At 64.6% G+C, this 26,210-nt stretch carries 21 protein-coding genes; 6 read left to right on the forward strand and 15 right to left on the reverse strand.

Going from position 1 to position 26,210, the window contains the following annotated elements:
• Window positions 1–192: 192 nt before the first annotated feature.
• On the forward strand, window positions 193–828 hold the full coding sequence (locus G3446_RS27690) for a VPLPA-CTERM sorting domain-containing protein (RefSeq protein ID WP_209262533.1): 636 nt from the start codon (window positions 193–195) through the stop codon (window positions 826–828).
• An 828-nt stretch (window positions 829–1,656) separates the two neighbouring features.
• Window positions 1,657–2,448 carry a DUF4412 domain-containing protein gene (locus tag G3446_RS20405; protein ID WP_164454750.1) on the forward strand — a complete coding sequence of 264 codons (792 nt, stop codon included), beginning with the start codon at window positions 1,657–1,659 and terminating at the stop codon, window positions 2,446–2,448.
• A 39-nt stretch (window positions 2,449–2,487) separates the two neighbouring features.
• Here G3446_RS20405 and G3446_RS20410 read toward each other — a convergent pair whose 3' ends face one another.
• The 13 genes from G3446_RS20410 to bchF form a co-directional block, all read right to left on the reverse strand.
• On the reverse strand, window positions 2,488–3,972 hold the full coding sequence (locus G3446_RS20410; RefSeq protein WP_245232626.1) for a class I adenylate-forming enzyme family protein: 1,485 nt from the start codon (window positions 3,970–3,972) through the stop codon (window positions 2,488–2,490).
• 130 nt (window positions 3,973–4,102) lie between these two features.
• Window positions 4,103–4,699, reverse strand: a complete 597-nt coding sequence (bchJ, locus tag G3446_RS20415; RefSeq protein WP_342450165.1) for a bacteriochlorophyll 4-vinyl reductase — start codon at window positions 4,697–4,699, stop codon at window positions 4,103–4,105.
• A complete protein-coding gene (gene hemN, locus G3446_RS20420) occupies window positions 4,696–6,057 on the reverse strand; it encodes an oxygen-independent coproporphyrinogen III oxidase (protein WP_164454751.1) in 1,362 nt (453 codons plus the stop codon). The genes bchJ and hemN overlap by 4 nt, the downstream gene beginning before the upstream one ends.
• Window positions 6,058–6,851: 794 nt before the next feature.
• A complete protein-coding gene (puhE, locus tag G3446_RS20425) occupies window positions 6,852–7,769 on the reverse strand; it encodes a putative photosynthetic complex assembly protein PuhE (RefSeq protein ID WP_164454752.1) in 918 nt (305 codons plus the stop codon).
• A gap of 142 nt (window positions 7,770–7,911) precedes the next feature.
• Window positions 7,912–8,373, reverse strand: coding sequence for a photosynthetic complex assembly protein PuhC (puhC, locus tag G3446_RS20430; protein ID WP_167757097.1), 462 nt, complete (start codon window positions 8,371–8,373; stop codon window positions 7,912–7,914).
• Window positions 8,374–8,383: 10 nt separating this feature from the next.
• Window positions 8,384–9,052, reverse strand: a complete 669-nt coding sequence (puhB, locus tag G3446_RS20435) for a photosynthetic complex putative assembly protein PuhB (protein ID WP_164454754.1) — start codon at window positions 9,050–9,052, stop codon at window positions 8,384–8,386.
• Window positions 9,049–9,831, reverse strand: a complete 783-nt coding sequence (gene puhA, locus G3446_RS20440; protein ID WP_164454755.1) for a photosynthetic reaction center subunit H — start codon at window positions 9,829–9,831, stop codon at window positions 9,049–9,051. Before puhA ends, puhB begins: the two co-directional genes overlap by 4 nt.
• 341 nt (window positions 9,832–10,172) lie before the next feature.
• Window positions 10,173–10,874, reverse strand: a complete 702-nt coding sequence (bchM, locus tag G3446_RS20445) for a magnesium protoporphyrin IX methyltransferase (RefSeq protein WP_164454756.1) — start codon at window positions 10,872–10,874, stop codon at window positions 10,173–10,175.
• Window positions 10,874–11,764: a ferredoxin:protochlorophyllide reductase (ATP-dependent) iron-sulfur ATP-binding protein gene (gene bchL, locus G3446_RS20450; RefSeq protein WP_164454757.1), complete on the reverse strand. Its 891-nt coding sequence runs from the start codon at window positions 11,762–11,764 to the stop codon at window positions 10,874–10,876. Before bchL ends, bchM begins: the two co-directional genes overlap by 1 nt.
• A 23-nt stretch (window positions 11,765–11,787) precedes the next feature.
• The gene (locus G3446_RS20455; protein ID WP_164454759.1) at window positions 11,788–15,525 is read right to left on the reverse strand and encodes a magnesium chelatase subunit H; all 3,738 of its coding nucleotides are present in this window, start codon (window positions 15,523–15,525) and stop codon (window positions 11,788–11,790) included.
• The gene (bchB, locus tag G3446_RS20460; RefSeq protein WP_164454761.1) at window positions 15,500–17,077 is read right to left on the reverse strand and encodes a ferredoxin:protochlorophyllide reductase (ATP-dependent) subunit B; all 1,578 of its coding nucleotides are present in this window, start codon (window positions 17,075–17,077) and stop codon (window positions 15,500–15,502) included. The genes G3446_RS20455 and bchB overlap by 26 nt, the downstream gene beginning before the upstream one ends.
• Before the next feature lie 4 nt (window positions 17,078–17,081).
• Entirely contained in the window at window positions 17,082–18,371 is a 1,290-nt protein-coding gene (locus G3446_RS20465) for a ferredoxin:protochlorophyllide reductase (ATP-dependent) subunit N (protein ID WP_164454763.1), read from the reverse strand.
• Window positions 18,368–18,889 carry a 2-vinyl bacteriochlorophyllide hydratase gene (gene bchF, locus G3446_RS20470; RefSeq protein ID WP_164454765.1) on the reverse strand — a complete coding sequence of 174 codons (522 nt, stop codon included), beginning with the start codon at window positions 18,887–18,889 and terminating at the stop codon, window positions 18,368–18,370. The genes G3446_RS20465 and bchF overlap by 4 nt, the downstream gene beginning before the upstream one ends.
• Before the next feature lie 567 nt (window positions 18,890–19,456).
• On the opposite strand from bchF, the gene ppsR reads away from it, so the two are divergent.
• The 4 genes from ppsR (at window position 19,457) to G3446_RS20490 (ending at window position 23,716) form a co-directional block, all read left to right on the forward strand.
• On the forward strand, window positions 19,457–20,893 hold the full coding sequence (gene ppsR, locus G3446_RS20475) for a transcriptional regulator PpsR (protein WP_164454767.1): 1,437 nt from the start codon (window positions 19,457–19,459) through the stop codon (window positions 20,891–20,893).
• A gap of 209 nt (window positions 20,894–21,102) precedes the next feature.
• Entirely contained in the window at window positions 21,103–22,008 is a 906-nt protein-coding gene (chlG, locus tag G3446_RS20480; protein WP_164454769.1) for a chlorophyll synthase ChlG, read from the forward strand.
• 190 nt (window positions 22,009–22,198) lie between these two features.
• The gene (locus G3446_RS20485) at window positions 22,199–23,398 is read left to right on the forward strand and encodes a geranylgeranyl diphosphate reductase (protein WP_164454770.1); all 1,200 of its coding nucleotides are present in this window, start codon (window positions 22,199–22,201) and stop codon (window positions 23,396–23,398) included.
• A gap of 30 nt (window positions 23,399–23,428) precedes the next feature.
• A complete protein-coding gene (locus G3446_RS20490; RefSeq protein ID WP_164454772.1) occupies window positions 23,429–23,716 on the forward strand; it encodes a hypothetical protein in 288 nt (95 codons plus the stop codon).
• Between the two features lie 123 nt (window positions 23,717–23,839).
• Here G3446_RS20490 and G3446_RS20495 read toward each other — a convergent pair whose 3' ends face one another.
• Entirely contained in the window at window positions 23,840–26,011 is a 2,172-nt protein-coding gene (locus G3446_RS20495; RefSeq protein ID WP_164454774.1) for a GAF domain-containing protein, read from the reverse strand.
• 19 nt (window positions 26,012–26,030) lie between these two features.
• Entirely contained in the window at window positions 26,031–26,159 is a 129-nt protein-coding gene (locus G3446_RS29235) for a helix-turn-helix domain-containing protein (RefSeq protein WP_425338415.1), read from the reverse strand.
• Between the last annotated feature and the right edge of the window lie 51 nt (window positions 26,160–26,210).

Genomic DNA, 26,210 nt, shown 5'->3' on the forward strand with positions numbered 1-26,210 from the left:
CCCCCCCCCCCCCCCCCCCCCCCCCCCCCCCCCCCCCCCCCCCCCCCCCCCCCCCCCCCCCCCCCCCCTCCCCCCCCCCCCCCCCCGGCGGCGGCCCCCTAAGGCAATCCACAGAAGGCCCATCGATTGGCTTGATTGCAGGACCTGACCCCGATTCTGAATCTATCCGGTAATCAGTTGGAGACCAAGACGATGAGCGTGAAATCGAGCGCGAGATTTGCACTCTTGACCGGTGCAGTGGCTTTCGGCACCGCCTTCGCCGCCCAAGCCCTAACTTTTACAGTCGGACCAGACTTAGGGAGCGGCTTCTCAACCACAGTGACAATCAAAATCTGGGATCCAAGTACATCCACATTCGTGGAAGGCGCATCAGGCGACATTCAAGGCTTCATCGGCAATCCCGGGGCTTCCAACGATTGGAACGACATAAGCGCTTACCTTTACAATGGCGGGTCTTTCGTGCCTCCTCAGCCGAACAACAGTGGCGACGCCACGGAAATGGCGATGTTGGAAATTTTGTCGGGCAACACGATCAGCTCATCGGAGTTTGAGAAGGATGACAGTGACCCATTCGAGTTGCTGAAGAGCACCTACCTAGGTCTGAAATTCGGCACCGGTGACAACAACCCAGACGGCCAGGCAAATTTCGATCACGCCTTTTTCTGGAACAAGACTGGCCAAAAACTTCAAATCTCGGCCGCGAATGGTCTGAGTCACGTATTTAGTGACGGCACCAGTGTTCCGCTGCCAGCGGCCGCCTGGCTCTTCGGCTCCGCGATGCTCGGGCTAGCCGGCATCGGCTATCGTCGTAAGGCGAAGCAAGCCTGACACAGGATCTCGGAGAGCGATGATGGATCTCGGAAGGAGGGACAGATCTGCCATTGACGGCTCGAGGGACGACCATTCGAGATGGAGTCGCAATGGCCGCCCATCCCAGCTCGGCATAGCGCCCTCGTGATCGACGAGGGCGCTTTTCCCCAGCTAGCGGTCGAGAGTCCCGGCCTCTCCCTTTCAGGCCCAGTCGCGCCCCAGTCCACACCGACTTTAGCCCCCTCCTCTCGTCCTGACTCCGGCTGATCACCCTTACCAGCTACCTCTGAGCACGACTCACCTCTGGGTGTCGCAGCAGCGAGACCTGATCTCGCATCGCGCTTGGCAGCCTGAGGCGCCCTTGGCCAAAGCACCGACGGATCGCCGCGGATCCCTGCGAGTGGGTAGCCGTGACACGCCGCGTCCAGCCTGGCAGACCCTCGCGGGGAGCCTGGGGAGCCACCCTTGCTGCACCCAGCCGCCGCGCGGATAATCCCCGCCATTCCCAATACTGAAAGCAAGCCCCATCGCTGCGCATGACCTTGGGCCGTCTGCTGGCCTTCGTGGCGCCCGCGCGTCGCCTTGGATCGCTCGAGCACGAGAGCTGTTCGGATCGCACGAATCGAGCGCACGCGGGAGCTGCGCGCGCATCGGCGGATGGATGCGCGGCCTTTCAGACATCGGAACCCACTTCGCCCTGGCCGATCCACGCGGCATCAAGCACGGCACCGGTAAGGCCAAGCAAGTCGTCGACGAAGGCGAGCACGGCGCCCCGGCGCGCTGCGACCGAGCAAATACATCGGCCTTGGGAGCAAGGCCAACTTCACCACGAGACGGGAATCAACAATGAAGAACCGACAACGCTTATCCAGGTACGGCATGCGCCTCGGCGTCGTTGCGCTGATCGCGGGCACGCTCAATCTGTCCGCCGCGCTCGCGGGCGAGCAAGGGCTCTACATCGAGACAGTCAATCGCAGCAAGGGGCTGACCGGCGAGGCACCGAAGGAGGAGATCAGCAAGACCTATGTCGCCTACGGCAAGATGAAGGTGGCCAGCTCGGACCCGCAGGGCACCGACATGATCGTCGATCCCGAGACGGGCATCCTGACCTTCCTCAACGATCAGGCCAAGCAGTATTACAGGATCGATACCAAGGGCATGAAGTCGAGCATGTCTCAGCCCGGCATGGATCAGATGCGCGCCATGATGGAGAAGACCAAGGTGAGCGTCGAGCGGACCGACGAGACCAAGCAGATCAATGACTGGAGCTGCAGAAAGTACCTCGTCAAGAAGACCGGGATGATGGACATCGCGCAGGAGGTCTGGGCGACGGAGGACGTCGACATCGATCTCGAGACCTACACCGACCTGATGAGCATGTCGGGACCGGACGGCCTGCTCGGCGACTCGCCCGCGGCCAAGGCCCAGCGCGAGGAGATGGACAAGATCGCGGGCTATCCCATCCTGACCAAGTCCAAGGTTCAGCTGATGGGCGCCGACATGGAGACCGAGAGCGAGGTCAAGGTCATCCGCGAGGAGCCCATGCCCACATCCATCTTCGAGATCCCGGAGGGCTACAGCGAGCGCGAGATGGCCCCGGCCGGCGGTCATGGCGCCGCTCAGCAGAGCCCGGATTAGGGGACAGGCAAGCCGCGCTGCGTCGCGCGGCGGCCTCAATCAGGCGGGCGGCTCCCCAGGGCGCCCGCTCGAGGCTTTCAACACCAAGCCTTTCAGCATGGACGCGATCCGCACGCGGTCGTACTTTCCGGATGCCAGCAGGGGCAAGGCCTCCAGACGCAGGAAGTCCCTTGGGCGCCCGGCGCTCGGCAGATGCGAACGGCACCACTGCTCCAGCCCCGCCTCATCGACATCGCCCTGATAGGCGACCGCGACCCGGAAGCCCCAAATCGGCTCGGGGATGCCGACCACGACGCTGTCCCGCACGCCGGGCGCATCTGAGACACGGCGCTCGACCGCCGCCCGCGAGACATTGACGCCGCCGATGACGAGGACGTCGTCCGCGCGCCCGAGCACGCGGAGCTGTCCCTCTGCCGTCAGACATCCGAGATCCGAGGTCGCCAGCCAGCCACCAGGCTCCAGGCCGCGCCCCGGCCGGCGGTCCGGCCCGGCATAGCCGGCCATGACCATGGGGCCGCGGACACGCAAGCGGCCCGCCTCGTCGCAATGAGCGCCATCCAGCTCGACACCCGGCAGGGGCTCACCCGCCAGGGTCGTATCGAGCCGATTCTGGCCAATGGCCGGCCTGACCGCGATCTGGGAGCCGGTCTCCGTCATTCCATAGGTCAAATGCAGCGGCCAGCCCGCCTCCAGGGCGCGGCGGGCGAGCCCGGTGCTCACGGCCTGCCCGCCCACGAGCAGGACGCGGAGCAAGGCCGGCGGCGCAACACCGAGATCGAGCAGCCGGGCCAGCATGGGAGGGACCAGCGAGAGGTGAGTCACCGGCCGCCCGCCGAGGTCCCTCGCCACCGCCGCCGCATCGAACCCATCGTGGATCAAGACTGCCGCCCCCGCGAGCGCGCAGCGGTAACAGATCGCGAGACCGCCGATATGGCTCAACCTGAGGCACGTCAGCCAAAGGTCGCCCCGCGCCAGACCGAGCGCTTGATTGGCTGCCCGCGCCGAGGCAAGCAGGTTTCCGCCCGTCAGCATGACCGCCTTGAGCCCACCGCTGCTGCCGCTGGTCTTGATGAGGACCCGGACATCGGATGGCTCCGAGCCAGCCGCTTGCGGGGGACATTGGCCGGTCTTCTGGAGGCATCCCGACTCGGGGCGCCAACGCCATTCCGCGGCGACAAGCCGCTCCAGTGCCGTCAGCTCGGACGCGGGCAGATCGGCGCGAAAGGGAAAGAGCGCGGCACCAAGCCGGGCCAGGCTGTGCTGCATGATGGGCAGATCCCAAGCGGGCAGGTCAGGCGCCATGACGACCTGACCAGGCGCCAGCCCCTTGACTGCGAGCTGCCGCGCGCGCTCAGCGGCATGCGCGGAAAGCTCGGCGTAGGTCAGGGCGCGGCCAGCCTGCGCGATGGCGAGGGTGTCGTCTTGCCGCCACGGAGCAGCCGAAAAATCCGGCACATCGGGCATTAGAGGGCGAGGGATACGCAGGCGCGGCGCCAGCTTAGAGAGACTGGACGCATGCGGCATCTCAGTCGAAGCTGCAATCTCACCAGGGATGGCGCTGGGAGTGTCGGCCTCCAGGCCGACACAGGCTGACCTGGAGGTCAACAGCCCCAACGCAGCCAAGTCTCAGGAACGGCGTGCTCAGCGGCTTGCACTACCAGCGGACTTCGAACTCACAGTCCGACGCGCCCATGGCATGACAGGCGGTCTCGGTCACTTGCGCCTTGGACTGGACCAGCTCGCGGAAGAGCCGCTCGAAGGTCCCGGCGTAGAAGTCGCAGAGCGGCTGGTCCGATGAGGCCCCGCGGCACAGGGGCGAATTCTGAATGCGGATCCGCGGCGGATAGGCAGCATCGGCGTCGAAGGTACCTGTGCCGACGAAGGTCCAGGCATTGCCCCGAATCGCCTTCAAGAGGGTCTTGGCGGCCAGCTTGGGCGGCAAGAGCTTGAGGATCGCTTGCGCGGGTCTGGGTATGCGCTTCGCCAACAGATAATCGCCCGTGCGCATTCCCGCATCGCGGGCGACGGGGCGCGCCGCGGTGACGCCAAGGTGCTGGCGAAGCGCATTCTGGAGCGCGATCACCTCCCCTTCGTCGACCATTTCGGTGGGCATCGCGCCCAAATAGGCATCCAGACCGGCCGTCTTGAAGACTGCCTCGGCATCGTCCGCTCCCCGCTGCGCCGTCAAGGCCTCGAAGACACGAATGACTGCATTTGGGCCGACACGTCCCTGATTGGACTTCTCACTCACATCGATACCCTGAAGCGCCACTGGCTGCTTCCCCAATCCACCAATGAATCCTGTGTCCCGCAGAGACCGCGCAGTAGATAGCGCCCCTGTGGCGTGACCCGAATCCCCTCTTCCGAGACCTCGACGAGACCGTGCTCGGCCTCCTTGCATAAGCGATCGTACTCCTTATCGAGATCCGCGACCGAGCTTGCCGGCAGCTGCAGGTTGCACATGAGATAGAGAATGGCTTCGCGACGCCGACGATCGCTCTCGGTGAGCACGCGCCCCCAGGCGGCGGGCAGCTCCCCGGCGTTGAGGCGCTTCTGCCACTGCCTGAGGTCCGGCTGGTTCTGAACCAGGGCGCCACCGAGCTCGCCGATCGCGCTTGGCCCGAAGGCGATGACCTGCTTGGCCGGTAGCGGCGTGTAGCCGATTGAGTTGCGGTAGAGCTGCCCCTTGGTCTGGGCGTCGAACAGCTCGTCGTCCTCGCGCACGAAGATGTCCAGCCCCACCCAGCGGTAGCCGGCGTCGGTGAAAGTCTTGACGGCGTGGTGGAAGAGCGCGAGCTTCTCGCTCGCCGACGGCAGCTGTGCGGCATTGATGGCGTGCTGGTGCGGCCGGCTCGAGGGGTCATGCGCATAGCTGAAGCAAGCCACGCGGTCCGGCCCTAGGTCCAAGACCTGGTCCAGCGTCGCCTGGAAGCTCTGCGGCGTCTGGAATGGGAGGCCGTAGACCAGATCGAGGTTGATGTTCTCGAAGCCCGTGGCACGCGCGGTCAGGAAGACGTCGCGCACCATGTTCAGCGACTGGACCCGGCCGATCGCCCGCTGCACGTCTGCATTGAGATCCTGCACGCCGAAGCTCACGCGACGAAAGCCCAGCCCGTACAGCAGCTCGAGCTGCCCGACCGAGGAGCGGCGCGGATTGCATTCGATGGAGGTGCAGGCGTCCGGGGCAATGGAGAAGTGCCGCTCGACGATCTCCATGAGACGCGCGAGCTGCGGCTCGTTGAGGTGATTCGGCGTCCCGCCGCCGATGTGTAGCTGCTCGACGCGACGCCCTCGGCCGATCGCGTCCGCGACCATGTCCATCTCGATCTCGAGGGCATCGAGATACTGATCGACCTTCTCGATGCTGTGCGTCACGGTGGTATTGCACGCACAGTAGAGGCAGCGCACGTGACAGAAGGGAACATGGACGTAGACCGCAATGGGCTCGTCGGGCTTGTCCCGCACCCCTTCGAGGGCCAGCCTGTATTGCGATTCGGTAAAGGGCTGATCTCCGATCACACCGGAGATCGAGGTGGGACATCCGTGGGTCGAATGACCGTACCGCTCGAGAAGATCGAGCGGAAGGCTCGGGGGAATGGGAGACACCATGTAGCTCACCCGCCTCGTCAAATTGGAACGATGTCACCTTTGGCGCGGCCTTGCACGAGGTCTCGCCGAATCATGGTCGAACGCACCGGTCGAGCCAAAAGAGGCGGCCCGAATGCCGCGGTTGCCGGCCTGGGTCGAGCGTCGACAAGGTCTCGACCGATGCCAGGAATCCCGCAGCCTCGGGACCCATTGCAACTGCATCGGTGGGCGAGGGCATCAAACAGCAGTGGCCGCCGTCCGCAATTCCGATCATGGCCGCCAGGACGCAGCGCTGGAAGACTGCAGTCCGTGGGTCGCAAGGCTCTGGCGATGCTGACGCGGCAGTATACTTGGAGAGGTAGCGGAGCTCCAGCGAGCGGACCCGATCGACGAAAAGTTCCGCGATTTCACGAAAAGTGCTCGCCCCAGGATTAGGGCAAACGAGACACCCGGCGTAAGACGCACAGCTTGCTTTAGCGGGCCGCGCGGACGAGGGCTTGGAAAGGCTCGGGGAGTCGCGATGCGAGCGAGCCGAGGCACAAGCGCTTGGCGCGCCCGCGGCCTCGCTCATCGTTTCGGCCAGTCGTCTCCCGCACACGAGTGGACAAGCGCCGAGACTGTGAGAGCATTCCGAGCTCACCACGAAGATCGCGCCTTGCCCTCGATTGGGGCGACGCAGGAGGCCCAACAATCAAGGCGTTAGCCTGGCGGCCATGTTGGGCTTCGTGCCTCAGCCCAACCTACTCGCCACTCGACGATCTGATGACTGAGGCCGCATCGGCATCTCGGGGTCGACGCGACTCCCCGAACCTGGACTAGAGGCTCGAGATGAGCTTCGACTCGGCCGGGATCCGCCGCTTGCCCCACTCGGTCACGGCGGGCCGGGAAATCTCGGCGCGAGGGTGTGTGCGGATACAGGCCGACGTCTGATCCTCGCCGCCTCCCTTTGCGTCAGCGTCCGAAGCCTGCCCCTGATCGCGCGGAGGCAAGGCCCACGCCCACAGGGCCTCGTCAGGCAAAGGAAGTACGAGCAGCCAGTGCTCGAGGATGCCCAGTGCGAGCAAGGTCGCCAAGAGGATCAGACCCACGGCGCTGGCGCCTGTCACCGCGGGGGCCATTGCCTCCAGCACGATGAGCACCACGATCACGGTTGCGGTGGTCACGGACAACGGGAACAGCGGGTTCATGTAGCGCTTGGACATGTAGGTCTTGAGGTAGCGCAAATGCTCGGGCAGCCAATCCTCGTTGAGATTGGGAACGCCGAGGAACAGATTCAGCTTCGCACTCCAGCGCATGAGCCAAAGGACCACGAATGTCCAGGTGCCGACTTGGTTGGGCTCTTCGAGCGTGACGAGCACCATGAAAAGCACTGTTCCCAGAATCGCCAGCTCGTGATAAAGGCTGGTCAGAATCGCCAGCCCGAAGCGCTTCCATTCGGAGCAGTCCGGCGGGCAGGGCGTCTTGCGGGGTCCGGTCGCGAAACCGGTGAAGTAGCTCATCTCCAGGACGCCCCAGATGACGACACCGCAAGTAAAGGCCGCATAGACCGCAAAGGTGCTGGTGGAGGCGCTGGTGACGACCAGCCCGAAGATCGCGACCGCGAGCACCAGGGTCCCACCGAGCAGCGTCCAGCGGAAGGTCCGGCCTGGGAGGTTGTCCAAGTACAGCACAACGCCGGTGCTGAGCCACCACACCCCCAGGGCGAATAGGATTGGAAACCCGAAATCAGACATCGACTAGACCCAGCTCACGAGCAGATGGATTCCTGAGCACAGCGTAGCGATCGGCAAGAAGGCTCGCGATGCTCAGTCTACACGACGCCTGAAATCGGTCGCGCACATGCGCCCGCGCATCGCGGGCAGGGAGGGGTTGGGATCACTCCGCGCCTGATGAGGCCACGGGCATCAGCTCGGCGAATGACGCCTGGTTCGTCTCCCCATAGGCCCGAAGGTCGAGGAGGATCCCGGTGACCGGGTCTTCCAGCGTCAGGTCTCCGCTTTCGCGGCGAGCGAGGCGAAACGGCATATCCAAGGTCGCGTCATAGCCCCGCCTCTGGCGTGCCATGCTGCGCAGAACGCCCCGAATGAAGCCTTCGCTGCCCGGGGGCAGGGTTTGAATCAGCTCGCCCGTCGTCGCATCCTTCACCGTCGTGGAGCCGTCCTCTTGGTCCACGAACATGATCTCCCGCGATTGCACCTCTTCCGTCACCGGCGCCTGAGGGAGCATGACCCCGGTGATCCGGGCAACCGCGATCATGATGATCGTAAAGCTCAACAGAGCCGCAACAGCGATGAGAACGCCCTTCGGAAAGGGGCGCTCCTCGAAAGGATCACTCACGGAAGACCTCTTAGGAAACGGATTCGCTTTCGGGGGCGAGGCGCGACTCAGTCTGGACGACACGCGGCGCCGCCTCGTCCTGCGGCTCTTGGTCGGATTCTTCTGCGTAGGCCTCGAGCGCCCCGGCCAGGATCTTAGCAACCTCGGCGGCATCTGGAATCGTCCGCAGCATCGGCTGAGTCGGCGAAAAATGCCATGGCCGAGCATGTGGCCAGAAAATCATGTACGAGGGCTTGGCGGATTGCGCCAGCAGTAGGGGGATGTCCCCGGTACCGTCTTCGTAGACACGTAGGTCCGCCGAGCGAATCTGCTTGAACGGCAGATTCATCATCATGGGGAGTGCGACACCGATCCGCATCACGATACGCTGGTTGGTGATGGTGTAGATGGTGGTGCGCGCCATCGCCCAAGCGAGCAGGGCCAAGGCACCGATCGAGATGCCCGCCAACAGCAGCATCCAGGTCAGGCCAGAGAGGACACTCGCCATGGAGAGGCCATCCGACCAATCCACGGCGATTGCCAGGACCTCGAGCACCACGAAATAGATCGCAATCTTTCGGACATGAAAGGCCCGCCGCGCCAGGGCACCCCAGCGCGGCTGGCCCTGCCAGAGCACCTCCTCACCAGGAGGAAGCTGCTCTGGCAAGCCTCGAACGGGCTCGAAGTCGTACTCTCTCACAGCAGAGGACCGGCACGCTCTGCAGTTGCGTACAGCTTACCGCCCGCATAGTAAGCGCAGACCTTGTCTTCTTCGTAGAGCGTGACCTGGTCAGGCTTGGCCAGGCCAGGAACGTTCGCGAAGTGCGCTGCCTTGATTGCCGCGACCTTGATGGTGCGAGCCTTCTTGTTGAAGCGGCAGAAGTTGATCGGCAGCAGGGCCTGCTTGCCGCCCTTGGCGACCTTCATCTCGAGATAGCGGATCTGCGGCTCGGAGCGGTCGACCCAGACGTCCGTGACGGTACCCGCGGTCTCACCGTCGAGGCCGACGACGGTCATGCCGCGCGGATCCGGATCCTTATCGGAGATGCTGAAGTCGGTCGCAACGCGGAGCGGAACGATCTTCGCCTGACCCTCGATGGTCAGATCGCAGTGCTTCGGACGATCCGGGGAGGCCGCGGGACCAAACTCGGAGAGCATGGGGTCGCCGACGGGCTCGAAGGGAGCGCCCGGGAAGGGGGCCGCGGGGGTCGCCTTCAAGTTGGTGAGCGGAGCCTCTTGGCGAGGAGCCTGCACCGTCCCCATGTTGTGAGGCATGACGAAAGTCTTGGGCTCGGCCAGATCAGGGAAGCCGACGACCTTGACGCGGCCGCCGGACATTTCGGTGCGGTCGGAATCGAGCGGATAGCCTTCGCGCTTGTCCTCGCGGCGAAGGTAGTAGATGAGTCCAGCAAAGAAGAACCAGAACGCCCAAATCGTCAATTGGGCAACGTCGATATAGTCGGTGATGGCAGCAGACATATGTAACCTCCGTAGGACAAATGGCTAGCCGGAATAGCCAGCTAGACCGTTACGCGGTGACCGCCGTGGACTGAGTCCCTTCGCTGTGCTCACAAACGGACCATTGGCGACCAGCGTGGCAAGAAACAAAACGACCTCATTGCGATAGACAACTCCAGACCCAGCATCCAGCGACGTGTTGAGCCCTTTCCGGCGAGGATGAGCGGGCGCCGCTGCCCCTCAACCTCACAACACCCTGACCACAGCCGAAACCGTGGCCCGAAAGCCCTGGCGAGCACCCGATCGATCCGATCCCGATTCTCTCGAGCCGCCCCCCCCAAGCCCAAAGGTTCCCACGCCGATCAGGCCTGCACCAGCTCCAGGGCCTGCGACGTGTAGAACCCGACCGCAATTCGCCGCGTCCTATTAGGCGCCCAGCCGGCGAGCCGCGGCTCGCCGGCGATGAGCTTCCTCAGGGTGCCCATGCTCACGGGCTCGATGGCCGGAGCACGGTCGCCGCGCGGAAAGAAACGCCCTGCGGCGTGCATGATCGCCAGCGGGACGGTCTTGGGCGCGAAGGTGAACAGGATCGAGCCGCTCGTTCTCTCCGCGAGCCCCGCGAGCACCTTCACGACGTCGGCGGGGCAATAATGAATGAGCGAGTCCATCCCGACCACATGATCGAACTGTCCGTGCGCAGGATCGAGCATGTCACCCGCCCGAAATGTCACCGAACCTTGACCTAGATCAGTCGGAGCGCGCTCGCGCGCGATCTCGATCAGGGTTGGCGCCACGTCGATCGCCACGACCTCCGCCCCACGCCGCGCCGCTTCCACGGCCAGCGCACCTGTCCCGCAGCCCGCGTCCAGAAGGCGCTTGCCAGATAGGTCGGCCGGAAGCCATTCGAGCAGCGTGCGGCGCATGTCGTCGCGTCCCGCTCGCACAGTTTCGCGAATCTTGCTGACCTTGGCGTCCGAGGTGAGCTTGCTCCACGCGTCGGCAGCCGTGCGGTCGAAGTAGTTCTCGATCTCACCGCGACGTTCCTGGTAAGAAGCATTCTCCATCAATCAAACCCCAGGAAGTCGAAGATATCGCGATCGCGCATGGGCTGAGCAGACAAGGGCTCCACACCCTCCCAGAGCCGCTCGGCCAACTGCAAGTATTGCTGCTGGGCCTCCTCGAGGCCCGAGCCAGGCTCCGGCTCCATCTCGAAGACCGTCGACTTCTTGAGACGGCTGCGCCGGATGATGTCCAAGTCAGGCAAATGGGCCAGCCGCTTGAGTCCGACTGCATCGGTGAAGCGGTCGATCTCATCGGTCTTGACGCTGCGGTTCGCGATAACGCCGCCGAGGCGCACATTGTAGTGCTTCGACTTCGCCAGGATCGCGGTTGCGATGCGGTTCATGGCGAAGATCGAATCGAAGTCGTTCGCCGTGACGATCATCGCCCGCTCGGCGTGCTGCAGGGGTGCCGCGAAGCCGCCACAGACCACGTCTCCGAGCACATCGAAGATCACGACGTCGGTGTCTTCGAGCAGGTGGTGCTGCTTGAGCAGCTTGACGGTCTGCCCGACCACATAGCCACCGCAGCCGGTGCCCGCCGGCGGTCCGCCCGCCTCGACACACATGACGCCGTTGTAGCCTTCGTAGACATAATCACTCGGACGCAGCTCTTCGGCGTGGAAGTCGACGGATTCGAGGATATCGATCACCGTCGGAACCAGGCACTTGGTCAGCGTAAAGGTCGAGTCGTGCTTGGGATCGCAGCCGATCTGCAGCACGCGCTTGCCGAGCTTGGAGAAGGCGACGGACAGATTGGACGACGTCGTGCTCTTGCCGATGCCGCCCTTGCCGTAGATGGCAAAGACCTTGGCCGTGTCGATCCGGATGTCAGGATCGAGCTGCACCTGCACGCTGCCCTCGCCATCTGGGTGCTTGGGCAAACTACCGAGCATGTTAGCGGGGAGCTCTGGCACAGTCACGCAGCAGCCTCCTCGATGACGCCTTCAAGCCGATCTTCCAATTCTTCTCCCGCGCGACGCAGCGCTTCGAGTGTCGCCTCGTCCGGCGACCAGTAGTTACGCTCATGAGCCTCGATGAGTCGGTTCGCGACCTTGGCCGAAGCGGTCGGGTTGAGCTGCGCCAGACGATTGCGCATTTCCTCATCGAGCACGAATGTCTCGGTCAGCTGCTGATAGACCCAGGGTGCGACCTGACCGGTCGTGGCCGACCAGCCCATGGTGTTGGTGACATGCACCTCGATCTGCCGCACGCCCTCATAGCCGTGCTTGAGCATACCCTCATACCACTTGGGATTGAGCATGCGGGTACGGGTCTCGAGCGCGACTTGCTCGGCCAATGTACGCACCACGCCGTCGCCGCGCGTCTGGTCGCCGATATAGACCGGGACCTCGTCGCCCTTGTACTGGCCGACCGCCTTGGCGATACCGCCGAGGGTATCGAAATAGTGGTCGACGGTGGTGACGCCCAGCTCGACCGAGTCGAGGTTCTGATAAGCCAGCTGAACCTGCCCCAGGCAGCTCTTGAGCAGCTCTGCCTGCTGGACAGGCTTGCCGGAGACACCGTAAGCGAAGCTCTTGCGGCGCGTATAGGTCTCGGCCAGCTCCTCGCCCTCGTCCCAGCTGCTGCTGTCGATCAAGTGATTGACGTTCGCTCCGTAGGCACCGTCGGCATTACTGAAGACGCGCAGGGAGGCGGTCTCCAGATCGCAGGCGTGCGCCTCCTGGTACTCGAGCGCATGCTTGCGGATAAAGTTCTGCTCGACGGGCTCGTCGGCGGAAGCGGCCAGGAAGGAGGCCTCGGCCAACAGCTTGGTCTGCAGCGGCAGCAGGTCGCGGAAGATACCTGACAGGGTCATGACCACGTCGATACGCGGACGACCAAGCTCCTCGAGCGGGATCAGGGTTGCGCCGGCCAGACGGCCGTAGTTGTCGAAGCGCGGCAGAGCGCCGATGAGCGACAGGGCCTGGCCAATGGGACCGCCTTCGGTCTTGAGGTTGTCCGTCCCCCAAAGCACCAAGGCGATGGTCTCGGGATAATCGCTGTTCTCGGACAGATGGCGCTCGATAAGACGCGTGGCCTGCTGAGCGCCGTCCTTGACCGCGAAGGCGCTTGGCAGACGGAAGGGATCGAAGCCGTGCAGATTGCGCCCGGTCGGCAAGATGGCCGGGGTGCGCAGCAGGTCGCCGCCGGGCGCCGGCGGGATGAAGTGACCGTCGAGCGCGCGCAGGATGGCGGGGATTTCGGTGTCCTGAACGAGGAGGCGATTGGTCTCCGCGAGCTCACGGAAGAGCGCGACGTTCTCGTCGGTCGCCTTCATCTTACCGGCCTTCAACGCCTTCTCGGGCGACTTCCCGGCAACCAGGGCTTCCAGGGCAGCCTGTTCCGGACGGATGTCCTTGGTCGACTCCGCCACCGCCATCAGGAGATCGACACGCTCCTCGTCGGTCGGAGCCTCGCCGACAACATGGAGGCCGTGCGGAATCAAGGTGTACTCAAGCTCCAGGACGTCTTCGTTGAGCTTGGCGACGCGCGCATCGACGTCTTCGCCCCAGAGCGGCTCCGCATCCGCCAGCTCCAGCTCAGCGGCCTGAGCCTGGATCAGCTCCGCCAGAGAGGCACGCTCGTCCTTGTCGTCCGGAGGCAGCGAGCGCCAACGCTCCATCGAGCCCTTGAGCTCGACCAGACCCTTGTACAGGCCCGCATGCGCGATCGGCGGCGTCATATAGCTGATCAGGGTCGCCGCGGAGCGACGCTTGGCGATGGTGCCTTCCGACGGGTTGTTGGAGGCATAGAGATAGATGTTCGGCAGATCGGCGATGAGGCGGTCCGGCCAGCAGCCGCCACCAAGACCAGCCTGCTTGCCTGGCATGAACTCCAGCGCGCCGTGCGTCCCGAAGTGCAGAACCGCGTGCGCGCCGAAGTCGTCCCGAATGTAGCGGTAGAAAGCCGAGAATGCGTGCGTCGGCGAAAAGCCCTTTTCGAAGAGCAAGCGCATGGGATCGCCCTCGTAGCCGAAGGACGGCTGCACACCGACGAAGACATTCCCGAACTGTGCCCCGAGCACGAAGATGGAGGCGCCGTCGGTCTGCTGCTTGCCGGGCGCCGCTCCCCATTGCTTCTCGATCTCGGCGAGATAGCGCTCTCTCCGGACATGGTCATCCACCGGGATTCTGGTATGCACATTGGCATGCGCGCCGAATCGGGAAGCATTGCCATTGACGACGCGCTCACGCAGATCATCGACGTCTTCGGGCAGATCAACCTTGTAGCCGGCCGCATCCATGGCGACCAGGGTACGGTACAAGGAGGCGAAGACCGAGAGATAGGCGGCCGTGCCGGTATTGCCAGCATTGGGTGGGAAGTTGAAGAGGACGATGGCAACCTTGCGCTCGGCGCGCTCTGCCCGACGCATCGCCACGATCTTCGCCGCGCGCGAGGCGAGCATCTCGGCGCGCTCCTGATGGGAGTGCATGTCGCGCGCGCCGTCTTCCTCACCGCCCCCGTTGCGTCCGCCGTATACCATGGAGCCGGCCGCGCCGTCGAGCTCGGGAATGGCAACCATCATGGTCGCCTCGACAGGAAGCAGGCCTTGGTCGGAATCCTGCCACTGATCGAGCGTCTGGAACTCGACGGCTAGCGTCGAGAGATAGGGGACGTCGAGGCGCGTGAGCATTTCCTCCGCCCCACGCGCGTCATTGTAGGCAGGCCCGCCGACCAGAGAGAACCCAGTCAGCGAGATGACGGCATCGACGGTCGCCCGACCGTCTTGCATGAAGAACTTCTCGATCGCGGGCCGCGCGTCCAGACCGCTGGCAAAGGCCGGCACGACCTGCAGACCACGCGCCTCGAGCGCGCGGATGACACCATCGTAGTGGCCCGAGTTGCTCGCGAGGACGTAGGAGCGCATCAGCAGAAGCCCAACGCGGCCTTCGCCGCCCTTGCCCTTCTTGGCCGGCAAGTGCGACAGCTTCTCGCTGATCCGCCCCTTCATATCCGGGTGGTAGAGACCGGTTTCTGGATACTCGACCGGCGGATCGACCTTGAGGGTCCCGCGCAGATGATGACGCTCGCCATCGGCATAGCGATCGACGAGGAAGCGGAGCATGTTCGCCAGGTTCTCGTCGGAGCCGGCGAGCCAATACTGTAGCGTCAGGAAGTAGGCGCGAACGTCTTGCGCCGTGCCCGGGATGAAGCGGAGCAGCTTGGGAATGCGCCGCAGCATGGACATCTGCTGAGCGCCGGTGCTCTGTTTGCGCTCTTTGTTGCCGCGCAGACGCTTGAGCAGTGCCATCGGGCCACCGGGCGAGCCATCCATCGCGAAGCCGCCCATGCGGGTCAGCTTCATCAGCTCGCTCGCGGACATGCAGACGACCATGGCGTCGCACTTGTCGCGACGCGCCGCAAGATCGGCAAGGATCGGCTGAAAGTGGTCCTCCATGACCAGCATGGTGACCATGATGATGTCGCCCTGGGCGATGTCCTTACGACAGCGCTCGAGCGACTCGGAATCGTCCGCCCATTCGGTCGCGGCGTGCAGGCTCAGCTCAAGCCCCGGAAGGTCGCGGCGAACGACGGGCAGCGCGCGCTGAGTCGTTCCAGCCAGGTGCCCGTCGAGATTGATGATGACGACCCGAACCGGCGTAGCATCCGCGGCCTTGGTCGCCGCCCTAGCGGCCGAAGTGCGCTTTGGCATCGTAAAGCGTCTCCACAGTAATTGTCTGGATCCCCCGTTCTTGCGCATAGCGCTCGGTGTTGCGACGCGCCTTTCCACGCACGAAGAAGGGAATCTTTTTCAGTTCCTGCTCGGCGTCCGATGCCCAGGTCATGACGGCCTCGCCAGCCTCGGCCTCGCTATCGGCAGGCCCGGCTGGGGTTGTCTGCGGGCGACCAGATGTCGCGCTGCCCCCAAGATGCGAAGGTGTTGCCGCATCGTGGAACTCGAAGTCCTCTCGAAACATGGTAATGAGGTGCTCTTCCAACCCCATCATCAAGGGATGGACCCATGTATCGAAGATGACGTTGGCGCCTTCGAAGCCCATCTGCGGGGCATAGCGCGACGGAAAATCCTGGATGTGCACCGGCGCGGAGATCACGGCGCAGGGAACACCCAAGCGCTTGGCGATGTGTCGCTCCATCTGCGTCCCGAGCACCAGCTCTGGGTGCAGCTCGGCGACCTTCTCCTCCACCTCGAGGTAGTTGTCCGTGATTAGCGGCTCCACGCCGTAGCGCTTGGCCGCATCTCGCACCTCCCGAGCAAACTCGCGCGCATAGGTCCCGATACCGACGACTTCGAAGCCAAGCTCCTCCGAGGCAATCCGCGCCGAGGCAACCACATGGGTCGCGTCGCCGAAGATGAAGACCCGTTTCCCAGTCAGATAGGTCGAATCCACAGACCGCGAGTACCACGGCATTCTAGACCAGATCGGATCCGCTGTGGCATCGACATCGCATTCGAGCACGCGCCCGACCTCCTGGATGAGGTCATGCGTCGCGCCGATACCGATCGGGACGGTCTTGATGGTCGGCTGACCGAACATGCGCTCCAGCCAATGACAGGCCTGGTCGGCCACCTCCGGATAGAGACAGAGATTGATGTCGGCCTCGGGAATCCTCAGCAAGTCTTCCGGGCTTGCCCCGAGCGGCGCGACCACGTTGACGTCGACACCGATGGAATCCAGGAGCCGCGTGACCTCGACCACATCGTCACGACAGCGAAAGCCGAGCGCCGTCGGGCCGAGCAGATTCGCCTTCGGGCGCACACCAGATGCCCGCAGCTTGCGCTCCGACCCTGGGGTCGGCACCTGGCTCTTCAGCAGGCCTCTAACCAGCTGATAGAAGGTCTCGTTCGCTCCCCAGCCCTCCTTGCGGGTGTAGGCCGGCAGCTCGAGCGACAGCACGGGCGCAGGCAGCCCCATACCCTGGGCGAGCGCCGCAGGCTGATCCTGGATCAGCTCAGCGGTGCAGGACTCACCGATCATGAGCACCCGCGGCTTGAAGCGATCGTAGGTGGCTTGGATCGTGTCTTTCACGAGCGCTGCGGTGTCCCCCCCGAGCTCACGCGCCTGAAAGGTCGTATAGCTTACGGGCGGACGCTGACCGCGCCGCTCGATCATGGTGAAGAGCAGATCGGCGTAGGTGTCACCTTGAGGCGCATGCAGCACCAGATGGACACCCTCCATCGAGGCGGCGATGCGCATCGCGCCGATGTGCGGGGGGCCTTCGTAGGACCAAAGGGTCAGCTGCATGACATCAAACCTTCAACAACGAGCCGCGCACCAGGGGACGCGCGAAGAGCTCAGCAAGATCCGCGGCCTGATCGAAACCGTGAACAGGCGTAAAGACGAGCTCGATCGACCATTTCGTCCGCAGCCCCTCGGCCTCGAGCGGATTCGCCAAGCCGAGACCACAGACCGTGATGTCTGGACGATCCTCGCGAGCGCGATCGAGCTGATGCTCCACATCCTGACCTTCGACCAAGCGCAGCCCCTCGGGCAGCAAAGGCAGCTCCGCCTCCATCAGCTGACGATCCAAGAAGGGCGTCGCCACCTCGACCAGCTCCATGCCACATTCCCGCCGCAGGAACCGAGCCATGGGGATCTCGAGCTGAGAGTCCGGAAGAAAGCTGATGCGCTTGCCGGCCAGCAGCTGACGCTGCCGGGCAAGGGCCGTTTCGGCGCGCGCGATCGCCGGCGCGGTCACGGCGTCCAGGGTCTCGCTCGAGACACCCCAGGCGTCTGCCGCAGCGCGCAGCCATGCGAGCGTCCCCTCGATGCCGAACGGATAGGGCGCCTTGAGCAGCGTCGCGCCGCGCTCGACGAGCGCGCGCAGCGTCTCGCCGACGAAGGGCTGCGCCAGCAGGACCGAGGTCCCGTCCCCGACCGGAGGAAACTCCGTGGCGTGACGGGGCGGCAGAAAGTGGACCGGCCCGATACCCAGATCCTTGAAGAGCCGGGCGAATTGATCCTCCACGACGTCCGGCAGCGTCCCCACGACGAGCAGCGAGCGCTCGCCCGAGGGCAGCTGAGGCATCTGTGGAACGAGGGACTTGAGACAGACGTCCTCGCCCTGGGTGAAGGTCGTCTCCAGTCCGCTAGCGGAGTAGTCGATGACCCGCACACGCTCGCGGTAGACCTCCGACAGGCGCTCGGCAGCCTTGCCGAGATCCAGCTTGATGACCTCGGAAGGACAGGAGCCAACCAAGAAGAGCGTCTTGATGTCGGGCCGGCGCTCGAGCACCTCCGCAGCAACGCGATCAAGCTCCTGGTTGCAATCCGCCATGCCGGCGAGATCGCGCTCCTGCAGAATGGCGGTCGCAAAGCGGGGCTCGGCGAAGATCATCACCCCGGCGGCGGACTGCATCAGGTGAGCGCATGTCCGCGAGCCGACGATGAGAAAGAAGGCGTCCTGAATCTTGCGATGCAGCCAGACGATGCCGGCGAGCCCGCAGAAGACCTGCCGCTGACCACGCTCGCGAGTGATCTCTAGCGTGGCGCAAGTCGACGAAGCCTGATCGCGCGCCGCGGCTTCAGCAGCACTCATTCGGCAACCTCGGCAAGCTTGCCACCCTCGACGCGCCCACGCGCCCCTTCCAAACGCGCCATCCGCAGCTTGATCAGGAATTGCCCAGCGTTGATGACGTAGGTCGCATAGGCAGCCAGAGCGATCAGCATCTGGCCGCGCGTATCCACGAAACCGGTGAAGAGCGCCGCGAGATAGGCCGTATGCAGGGCCAGGACCAGCATGCTGAATACGTCTTCCCAGAAGAAAGCAGGCGCGAACAGGTAGCGCCCGAAGACCACTTTTTCCCAGATCGCGCCGGTGATCATGATCGTATAGAGCACGAGCGTCTTGACAACGATCGAGATCGTCGCGATAACCGCACCTTCGCCCGTCGTGAGATAGCGCAAGACGAAGTAGAGGCTGACAAGGAAAACCACGAACTGCAGGGGCGCTAGCACGCCTTGGACCAGTGTCCACGGCGACTCATCCCGCCGCCGGCGCTCGTCTGGTGTGTAGAGAGGTCGACGCTGGGGCTTCTCGTTAGGGTGGTGGGTCATGCTTCTCGGGCCGAATCCGCTTTAGATCTTTGAGATCTTCACTTAAGTCGCATGCAGAAATCTAGTCCGCTTTGCCGCATGCGTCAACCAAACTTTACGTAAACCTGACTTGACAACCCGCCCCCATCCACCACAATAAGGAGCACGCTCCTGTGTGGAGGCATTGATGTGCGCTCCATTCAGCGAGCCAAGTGATTACGAAGGCAGTCAGCTCTCGCCCGCTGCCCATCTGTGGGCCAGGGGCTCCGAGCGGGTTGAGTCAGCCAGGGCTCAGGACGGCATTCGGCGACCCGCCAGCATCACCAAAGTGGCGAGGCAAGACCGAACTGACTCTCGCGGTCATCGAGCAGCAGCCAATTGCCGACCCGGTATAGAGAGCGCTTGCGCCCAGGCGTCGGCGATGAAGCGAGCCACAGAGCGGACGCCCCGCCAATGGGGCCTGTCGCCTGAGCGCGCGATGACGCCCGCATGATTGTCCGCTCCGGTCGCGGTGAGCCAGCCATCGCCGACGGAGCCCGAGTTTGGTCTTGAGAGTGCGCCCATGTGGCATTGGAGGGTCTGGTCGCCGTGAGTTCGTTCAGAGCCCCGAGGGAGAGCCTCGGCGTCCTCGACGCCGAGACGACGGCGGCCTTGGTCGAAGGGATGGCTGATGTCGCGGTCGTCGTAGACGCCCAGGGCGTCGTCAGCGACGTCGCCTACCATAGCAGCGACCTCGCGGCAGACTTCAGCCCCGACTGGATCGGGCGCCCCTGGCTGGAGACTGTCTCACCGGAAACCCGAGCAAGCCTCGAGGCGCTGCTGGACGAAGCGACCGAGCAGGGCGTCACGCGCTGGCGCCAAGTCACCCACCCTTCCCTGCGCGGCAGCGATGTCCCAATCCAATACCGCGCATTGCAGCTCGGTCAGTCCGGCAAGGTCTTGGCGATCGGCCGCAATCTGCAAGGCATGGCGGCGTTGCAGCAGCAGTTGGTGGACGCCCAGCAAGCGCTGGAGCGCGATTATTGGCGGTTTCGACAGGTCGAGACCCGCTATCGGCTCCTGTTCCGAATGGTCTCCGAGGCCATCCTCATCATCGACGCGCCGACTCAGCGCGTCGTCGAAGCGAATCCAGCCGCCGGCCAGATGCTTGGCGAGACGCCCACACGCATCATCGGGAGACCATTCCCCGAGGGCTTCGACAACGAGAGCACGCAAGCTATCAATGGACTTCTCGCTGGCGTGCGTGCCGCCGGTCGAGCCGACGACGTCAGGGCGAGACTCCTCGATAGCGCGCAGGAATTCCTGGTCTCCGCGTCTCTGCTGCGTCAGGAGAACGCCTCTTTCCTGCTCGTGCGCCTGTCACCCGTCGTCCCGGACGCCGCCCAGACTGCATCCATGCCGGATCTGAAGGCGCGTTATCTGCGCGTCCTCGAGGGCGCGCCCGACTGCGTCGTCATCACCGACACCGACGGCAGGATCCTGACCGCCAACGGCACCTTCCTGAGCCTGGCCGAGATCGCGACCGAGCAGCAGGCACGCGGCGAGAGCCTGGACCGCTGGCTAGGCAGGCCTGGCGTGGATCTGAGCGTGCTCATGGCCAACCTGCGCCAGCACACTACGGTACGGCTCTTTGCAACGACACTGCGCGGCGAGTACGGCTCGACCACCGAGGTCGAGATCTCAGCGGCGGCCGTGCGCAATGGCGAGCGCCCCTATTTCGGCTTCTTCATTCGCGACGTCGGGCGGCGACTGAGCACCGAGCAGCCGGCCAGCCCAGAGCAGACTCGCTGGCTCGATCAGCTGACCGAGCGCGTCGGGCGCGTCCCCCTGAAGGAGCTGGTACGCGAGTCGACCGACACCATCGAGCGACTCTGCATCGAGGCCGCGCTCAAATTGACCGGGGACAACCGCGCCTCCGCCGCCGAGCTGCTGGGCTTGAGCAGGCAAAGCCTGTACGTCAAAATCGACCGTTACGGCATCGTGGCCGAGCAGGCGTCCGAGCCCTCTGGCTCGGGCAAGAAATAGGCTGGCCACGGACGCGCTCCACATTCGTTCCACGAATGGTCTCTCCGACCCAAGCCGGCAGACACTCTCCGGAGACCTTGCATCCGGGCGGTGGAGCCCGCGCGCGTACCTGTATCTGCGCGCCTCGAGCGACCTCTGCTCGGGCGGGCTTTTGTATCAACCGATTCCTAATAGAGAATGGCCTAGAAGGCCAGACGCAGGTTCCCGGCATGAATCAAACGACGGTGTCCAAGACCCCGACCCTACCAGCACCCTCGGCAATCTTCGAAGTCCTCCACCCGATCACCTGGTTCCCGCCCATGTGGGCGTTCAGCTGCGGGGTCGTCTCCTCGGGCGCGCCAATTCTCGAGCAATGGCTGGTGGTCATCGCGGGCATCGTCCTCGCTGGCCCGCTGATGTGCGGCACCAGCCAGGTCGTCAACGACTGGTACGACCGCGACGTCGATGCCATCAATGAGCCAGATCGCCCCATCCCGTCCGGGCGCATTCCTGGCCGCTGGGGCTTCTACCTCTCGCTGATCTGGTCCGCCCTGTCCTTGCTGCTCGCCTATGCCCTTGGCCCCTGGGTCTTCGGCATGGCACTGATCGGAATGGCGATCGCCTGGGGCTACAGCGCGCCTCCCTTCCGCTTCAAAGGCAACGGCTGGTGGGGCAACCTGGCCGCCGGCATCTCCTACGAAGGCTTGGCCTGGGTCACCGGCGCGGCCGTCATGATCGGCGGCGCCCTTCCGGACTGGAAGATCCTCACCCTCGCCCTGCTCTACAGCCTCGGCGCCCACGGCATCATGACCCTGAACGACTTCAAAGCGATCGAGGGCGATACCCAGATGAACGTCCGCTCGCTTCCCGTCCAGCTCGGCGTCGACGGCGCGGCCCGCCTGCTGTGCGTGGTGATGGGATTGCCTCAAGCGGTCGTCGTCGCCCTGCTCTTCGCCTGGGACAAGCCGGCGCATGCCATCGCGGTCGGTGTCGTGCTGCTGATCCAGGTCGCGCTCATGATCCGCTTCCTCGGCAATCCCCGCGAGCGCGCCACTTGGTTCAGCGGCTTGGGCGTCAGCGTCTACGTGACCGGAATGATGATCAGCGCCTTCGCCGTCCGCGGGCTGATCCAATAGAGGAGCCATCAGCAGCCAGCTCAGAACCTTGCCTTGGAGCCGCAGTCCAGTTCTTGTCCCGCACCCATTGGACGAGCGGCTGATCGCGAAGAAAAGCAGTCAAGTGCCTCCGCTGGAAGCTGACTGCTCCTAAATTCGACGAAACCGGCGCGGACCTGCGCGCGCCCCTTTGCTATCGACGAGATCCTCCATGTCAAACCCAGATACCTTCGACGTCGTCGTCATTGGCGGCGGCCCCGCTGGAGCCACCGCCGCCAACGACCTTGCCAAGATGGGCCGCTCCGTCCTCCTGCTCGACCGCGCCGGCCGCATCAAGCCCTGCGGCGGCGCCATTCCGCCGCAGGCCATGCGCGATTTCGACATCCCTGAGTCGGCGCTGGCCACCAAGGTCAATTCGGCGCGCATGATTGCGCCTTCCGACCGCAAGGTCGACATGCCAATCGACGGCGGCTATGTCGGCATGGTGGACCGCGAGCACTTCGACGAGTGGCTGAGAGAGCGCGCGGCCGAGAACGGCGCAACCCGCAAGACCGGCACCTTCGAGAAGATCGAGCGCGACAGCGACGGGACCGCCGTCGTGCATTACCGCGCCGGTCAGGACCGCATCAATGGCGCGGCCGAGAGCATCCGCGCCAAGGCCATCATCGGCGCGGATGGCGCCAACTCATTCGTCGGCAAGAACTACGTCCCAGGCTACGAGACGGTCAAATACGTCTCCGCCTATCACGAGATCGTGCGCACGCCCAAGGATGCGGAATTCGACGGCACACGCTGCGACGTCTACTATCAGGGAGACATTTCTCCTGATTTCTATGGCTGGGTGTTCCCACATGGCGACACCATCAGCGTCGGGGTCGGCACCGCCGTTCCCGGATTCTCCCTGCGCACCGCCTGCACCGAGCTCCGGCGCCGCGCCGGCCTCGAGCAGGCCGAGACGCTGAGACGCGAGGGCGCCCCCATCCCACTCGAGCCACTCAAGCGCTGGGACAACGGCCGGGACATCCTGCTGGCCGGCGACGCGGCCGGCTGCGTCGCCCCCGCGTCCGGAGAGGGTATCTACTACGCCTTGGCATGCGGCCGCCTCGCCGCGGAGGCCGTCAACGAATTCTGCACCACGGGCAGCCCGAAGGCCCTCAAGAAGGCGCGCCAGCGCTTCATGAAGGCGCACGGCAAGGTCTTCTGGGTCCTAGGGATCATGCAAAGATTCTGGTACTCCAGCGACAAGCGTCGCGAGCGCTTCGTCAGCCTCTGCTCGGATCCGGATATCCAGTACCTGACGTGGGAGGCATACATGAACAAGCGCCTGGTCAAGGCGCGGCCAGGCGCGCACTTTCGCATCTTCTTCAAGGACTTGGCTCACCTTCTCGGCGTCGTGCCGAGTGGCCGCTAGGGATCGATCGGAGAGAGATCGGCAAGCAGCATGGCGGAATTCTTCTACAGCGGCCAGGTCGTCGATCTGATCCTGGCCCTCGTGATCTTGGAGGGCGGCCTGCTCGCCCTCTACCATCGCTTTACAGGCAAGGGACTTGCGCTCGGTGACATCGCTGGCTTTCTGCTGTCGGGACTCTTCCTGCTGCTGGCATTGCGGGCGGCGCTCACCGATGCCTGGTGGGGCTGGATCAGCCTATGGCTGACCGCCTCGCTCGCCACGCACATCGCCGACCTTTGGCGCCGATGGAATCGCCAATCGAGCCGAACTGAGCCCTAGGCGCAAGGAGGCATCGCGCAACGCAGCGGCCGCAAAGCCGAAAGCCATGGGGCTCGATCGTCTCCGGCCACAAGACAGTCGAGCGGGAGCCGCGACAGCAGCTTCGAGCCCGTGACGCCGAGGCTACTCCTCGGCATCACGGCCACGACTGCGGGAGCCGGAGCGGCCGTAAGCAATGAGTCGATCCAGGAGCTCGAGCGCATGAGTGGCCGAGCGCTCGACGCCACTGCATCGCGCAGCGTCCTCTGTGGCATCACCCTGCCGCGTCAGCGCCCGAGCGACCTGTGTGCGGTTGTCGGCAATGAGCGAAGAGATGCATGAATAGCGGCCCGAGACGGCATCCGCGCCTGCAGCTTGCCCCTGCGCAAGCTCTCCGAGCGCGGGATCCGACGGCTGCGTCTCGGCCTGCTCGAAGGTCCGCGTGAGGATGACGACCAGACCGAGCACCCGACCGGGAGCGGCAAGAACGGCGTCCGCTCGCGCCAGATAGCGGCCCGTCGCCGCGTCGTCCCCACGCAGCCTGATCCGTCCTCGCCAGGCACGCTGCAGGGTGACGAGCTCGCGCAGATGGCGCTCGACATCCGCGGCCTCGATACACAGCGAGGCCAAATCCTGCAGGACCTCCAGGCGCTTCCCCGCCAAGCCTGGAGTCGCATCCCAGGCCGGGGTCGTGCACAGTACCGCACCTTGGGCGTCCGCGATCAAGACGGGCTGGCTGGCGAGCTCGAGCTTGGATTTAGCCTGGGCGAGCTGGGCCTGGGCGATCAAGACGCGCACGGCGCGAAACTGCTGAATGACGTCGCCGACGGCTTCGCCAAGCAGTCGCGCGGTAATGCGGTCGAGCGTCGACCATCGCGGCAGCAATCGACCTGTCGTCAACATGGCCGCGCCCATCGAGCCATGACCAAGCCACTGCGAGGGGTGCGCGGCGAAGGCCGTGGACGACGCAGACCCCGCATGTCGCCCGAGCCCTTCCGCCGCCGCGGAGCGGAGCCAGAGCAGGTATTCGCCATCAGCGCTCGAGAGCGGCGCGGCCAGCAACGCATATGCCGAAGGCCCCAGATGACCCTCGGAAGCCTGCTCGTCACCAACGACCGAGGCCGCGAGCACCGCCTTGCGCGCGCGCGCATCCAGCCATTCGAGAATCTCGCGAAGACGCCCCTCGCTCGGTGTCTCTCCGTAGGTGTCGATTTGGCCGTCATAGGCCACAACTGCTCCAGTCGCCGCGATGGGACCAGCCAGAAGCGCCCCATCATCCGTCAGGCCAGGGCGCCAATCCCCATGTCGCGAGATCGCTGCGATCAGACGCGCTTCGACACCGCGAATACGCGCCTCGGCGGCGGTCTCCGCAGCGGCCTCGAGCGCGGTAATCCGCGTCGCCACCGTCTCGGCAAGCAGCTCGCAAGCGGCCCGTACCGGGTAATGAACGAAGCGCGGGGTACGATGGTGGCAGACCACCAAGCCCCAAAGTCGATCACCGACCGAGAGCGGCGCAACCAGGGTGCCCCGCACACCCAGGCGCCCCAAGAATTGGAGATGCAGCGGCGAAAAGCTCCGCCACGTGCATCGCGACAGATCGAGATCAAGCGCTGCGTCTGCGCCACCCGTCGGGCGCACCAGCACCGGAGGCTCGTGCGCATCGACCAAGTGGCGCACGCGGTTGCGCTCGATCAGCAGGTGCGCATTGGGTGGGGCTTCGGAATCGCCGAAATGCTGACCGAGACAGGAGGCCACGCCGGCTTTGCGCCGCTCGGCGATGACCTGTCCATAGCCGGCCTCATCGAAGCGGAAGATGAGAACGCGATCATAGCCGGTCAGCTCTTGGAAAACGGCGGCCGAGACATCGCTGAGCCGCTCGACGCTATCCAGCGACAGGACGTTGTCGAGCGCCCCTTTGATCTGGACGGAAAGATCGACGGCCGGCCCGGCTGGCTCGAGCTCGATCACCAGGCCGCCGGAGCTGGGCCGATGCAGAAGCAAGTCGCATTCGCGGCGCGCGTCGCCGACACGACAGCGCTGCACCAGGGGTGCCCCGTCGAGCGGGCGGCCAAGACACTTGCGGACGCAGTCGTGAAGATCTCCGCCGAGCGCAGCCAGGCTGGAGGTGGTGACATCCTGGGCGATACCCAGAAAGAGAGACGCATTGTCGCTGGCCTGGATAACGGTCAAGTCAGGCTCAGTGACAACGAGTAGGGCCGCGCAGGACTGAATCGTCGCAGCGTCGCCGCCCTGCTGGCGTACTCCGCGAAAAGCGCCCTGCCGACCGCCCGATGGTGGCGAAGCACCGAAGCTCACATGAAGCGGCCTCCCGTCCTCAATCGTTGAGATTGCTGTTCTTCGGCGGATCCGTCTCCAGACCGTATCGGCTCAGCTTCACATAAAGGCTCTGACGACTCAAACCCAATAGCTCGGCAGCCCAGGGCGAGCGCGTATAAATTCTCAGCCCAAGAGGACCTTAGCGCGGTAATCATCGTTCCAAGTGGCCTTGCGACGC

The organism is Thiorhodococcus minor (genome assembly GCF_010820565.1).
GTDB classification, from domain to species: domain Bacteria; phylum Pseudomonadota; class Gammaproteobacteria; order Chromatiales; family Chromatiaceae; genus Thiorhodococcus; species Thiorhodococcus minor.

Excerpts from the sequence above, each read along its gene's own strand:
- bchF (WP_164454765.1), bottom strand. The coding sequence starts at position 18,889 with ATGACCCACCACCCTAACGAGAAGCCCCAGCGTCGACCTCTCTACACA.
- G3446_RS20465 (WP_164454763.1), bottom strand. The coding sequence starts at position 18,371 with ATGAGTGCTGCTGAAGCCGCGGCGCGCGATCAGGCTTCGTCGACTTGC.
- bchL (WP_164454757.1), bottom strand. The coding sequence starts at position 11,764 with ATGCTCGGTAGTTTGCCCAAGCACCCAGATGGCGAGGGCAGCGTGCAG.
- G3446_RS27690 (WP_209262533.1), top strand. The coding sequence starts at position 193 with ATGAGCGTGAAATCGAGCGCGAGATTTGCACTCTTGACCGGTGCAGTG.
- G3446_RS20455 (WP_164454759.1), bottom strand. The coding sequence starts at position 15,525 with ATGCCAAAGCGCACTTCGGCCGCTAGGGCGGCGACCAAGGCCGCGGAT.
- chlG (WP_164454769.1), top strand. The coding sequence starts at position 21,103 with ATGAATCAAACGACGGTGTCCAAGACCCCGACCCTACCAGCACCCTCG.
- G3446_RS20490 (WP_164454772.1), top strand. The coding sequence starts at position 23,429 with ATGGCGGAATTCTTCTACAGCGGCCAGGTCGTCGATCTGATCCTGGCC.
- G3446_RS20485 (WP_164454770.1), top strand. The coding sequence starts at position 22,199 with ATGTCAAACCCAGATACCTTCGACGTCGTCGTCATTGGCGGCGGCCCC.
- puhE (WP_164454752.1), bottom strand. The coding sequence starts at position 7,769 with ATGTCTGATTTCGGGTTTCCAATCCTATTCGCCCTGGGGGTGTGGTGG.
- bchM (WP_164454756.1), bottom strand. The coding sequence starts at position 10,874 with ATGGAGAATGCTTCTTACCAGGAACGTCGCGGTGAGATCGAGAACTAC.
- G3446_RS20405 (WP_164454750.1), top strand. The coding sequence starts at position 1,657 with ATGAAGAACCGACAACGCTTATCCAGGTACGGCATGCGCCTCGGCGTC.
- G3446_RS20410 (WP_245232626.1), bottom strand. The coding sequence starts at position 3,972 with ATGCCGCATGCGTCCAGTCTCTCTAAGCTGGCGCCGCGCCTGCGTATC.
- hemN (WP_164454751.1), bottom strand. The coding sequence starts at position 6,057 with ATGGTGTCTCCCATTCCCCCGAGCCTTCCGCTCGATCTTCTCGAGCGG.
- bchB (WP_164454761.1), bottom strand. The coding sequence starts at position 17,077 with ATGCAGCTGACCCTTTGGTCCTACGAAGGCCCCCCGCACATCGGCGCG.
- puhA (WP_164454755.1), bottom strand. The coding sequence starts at position 9,831 with ATGTCTGCTGCCATCACCGACTATATCGACGTTGCCCAATTGACGATT.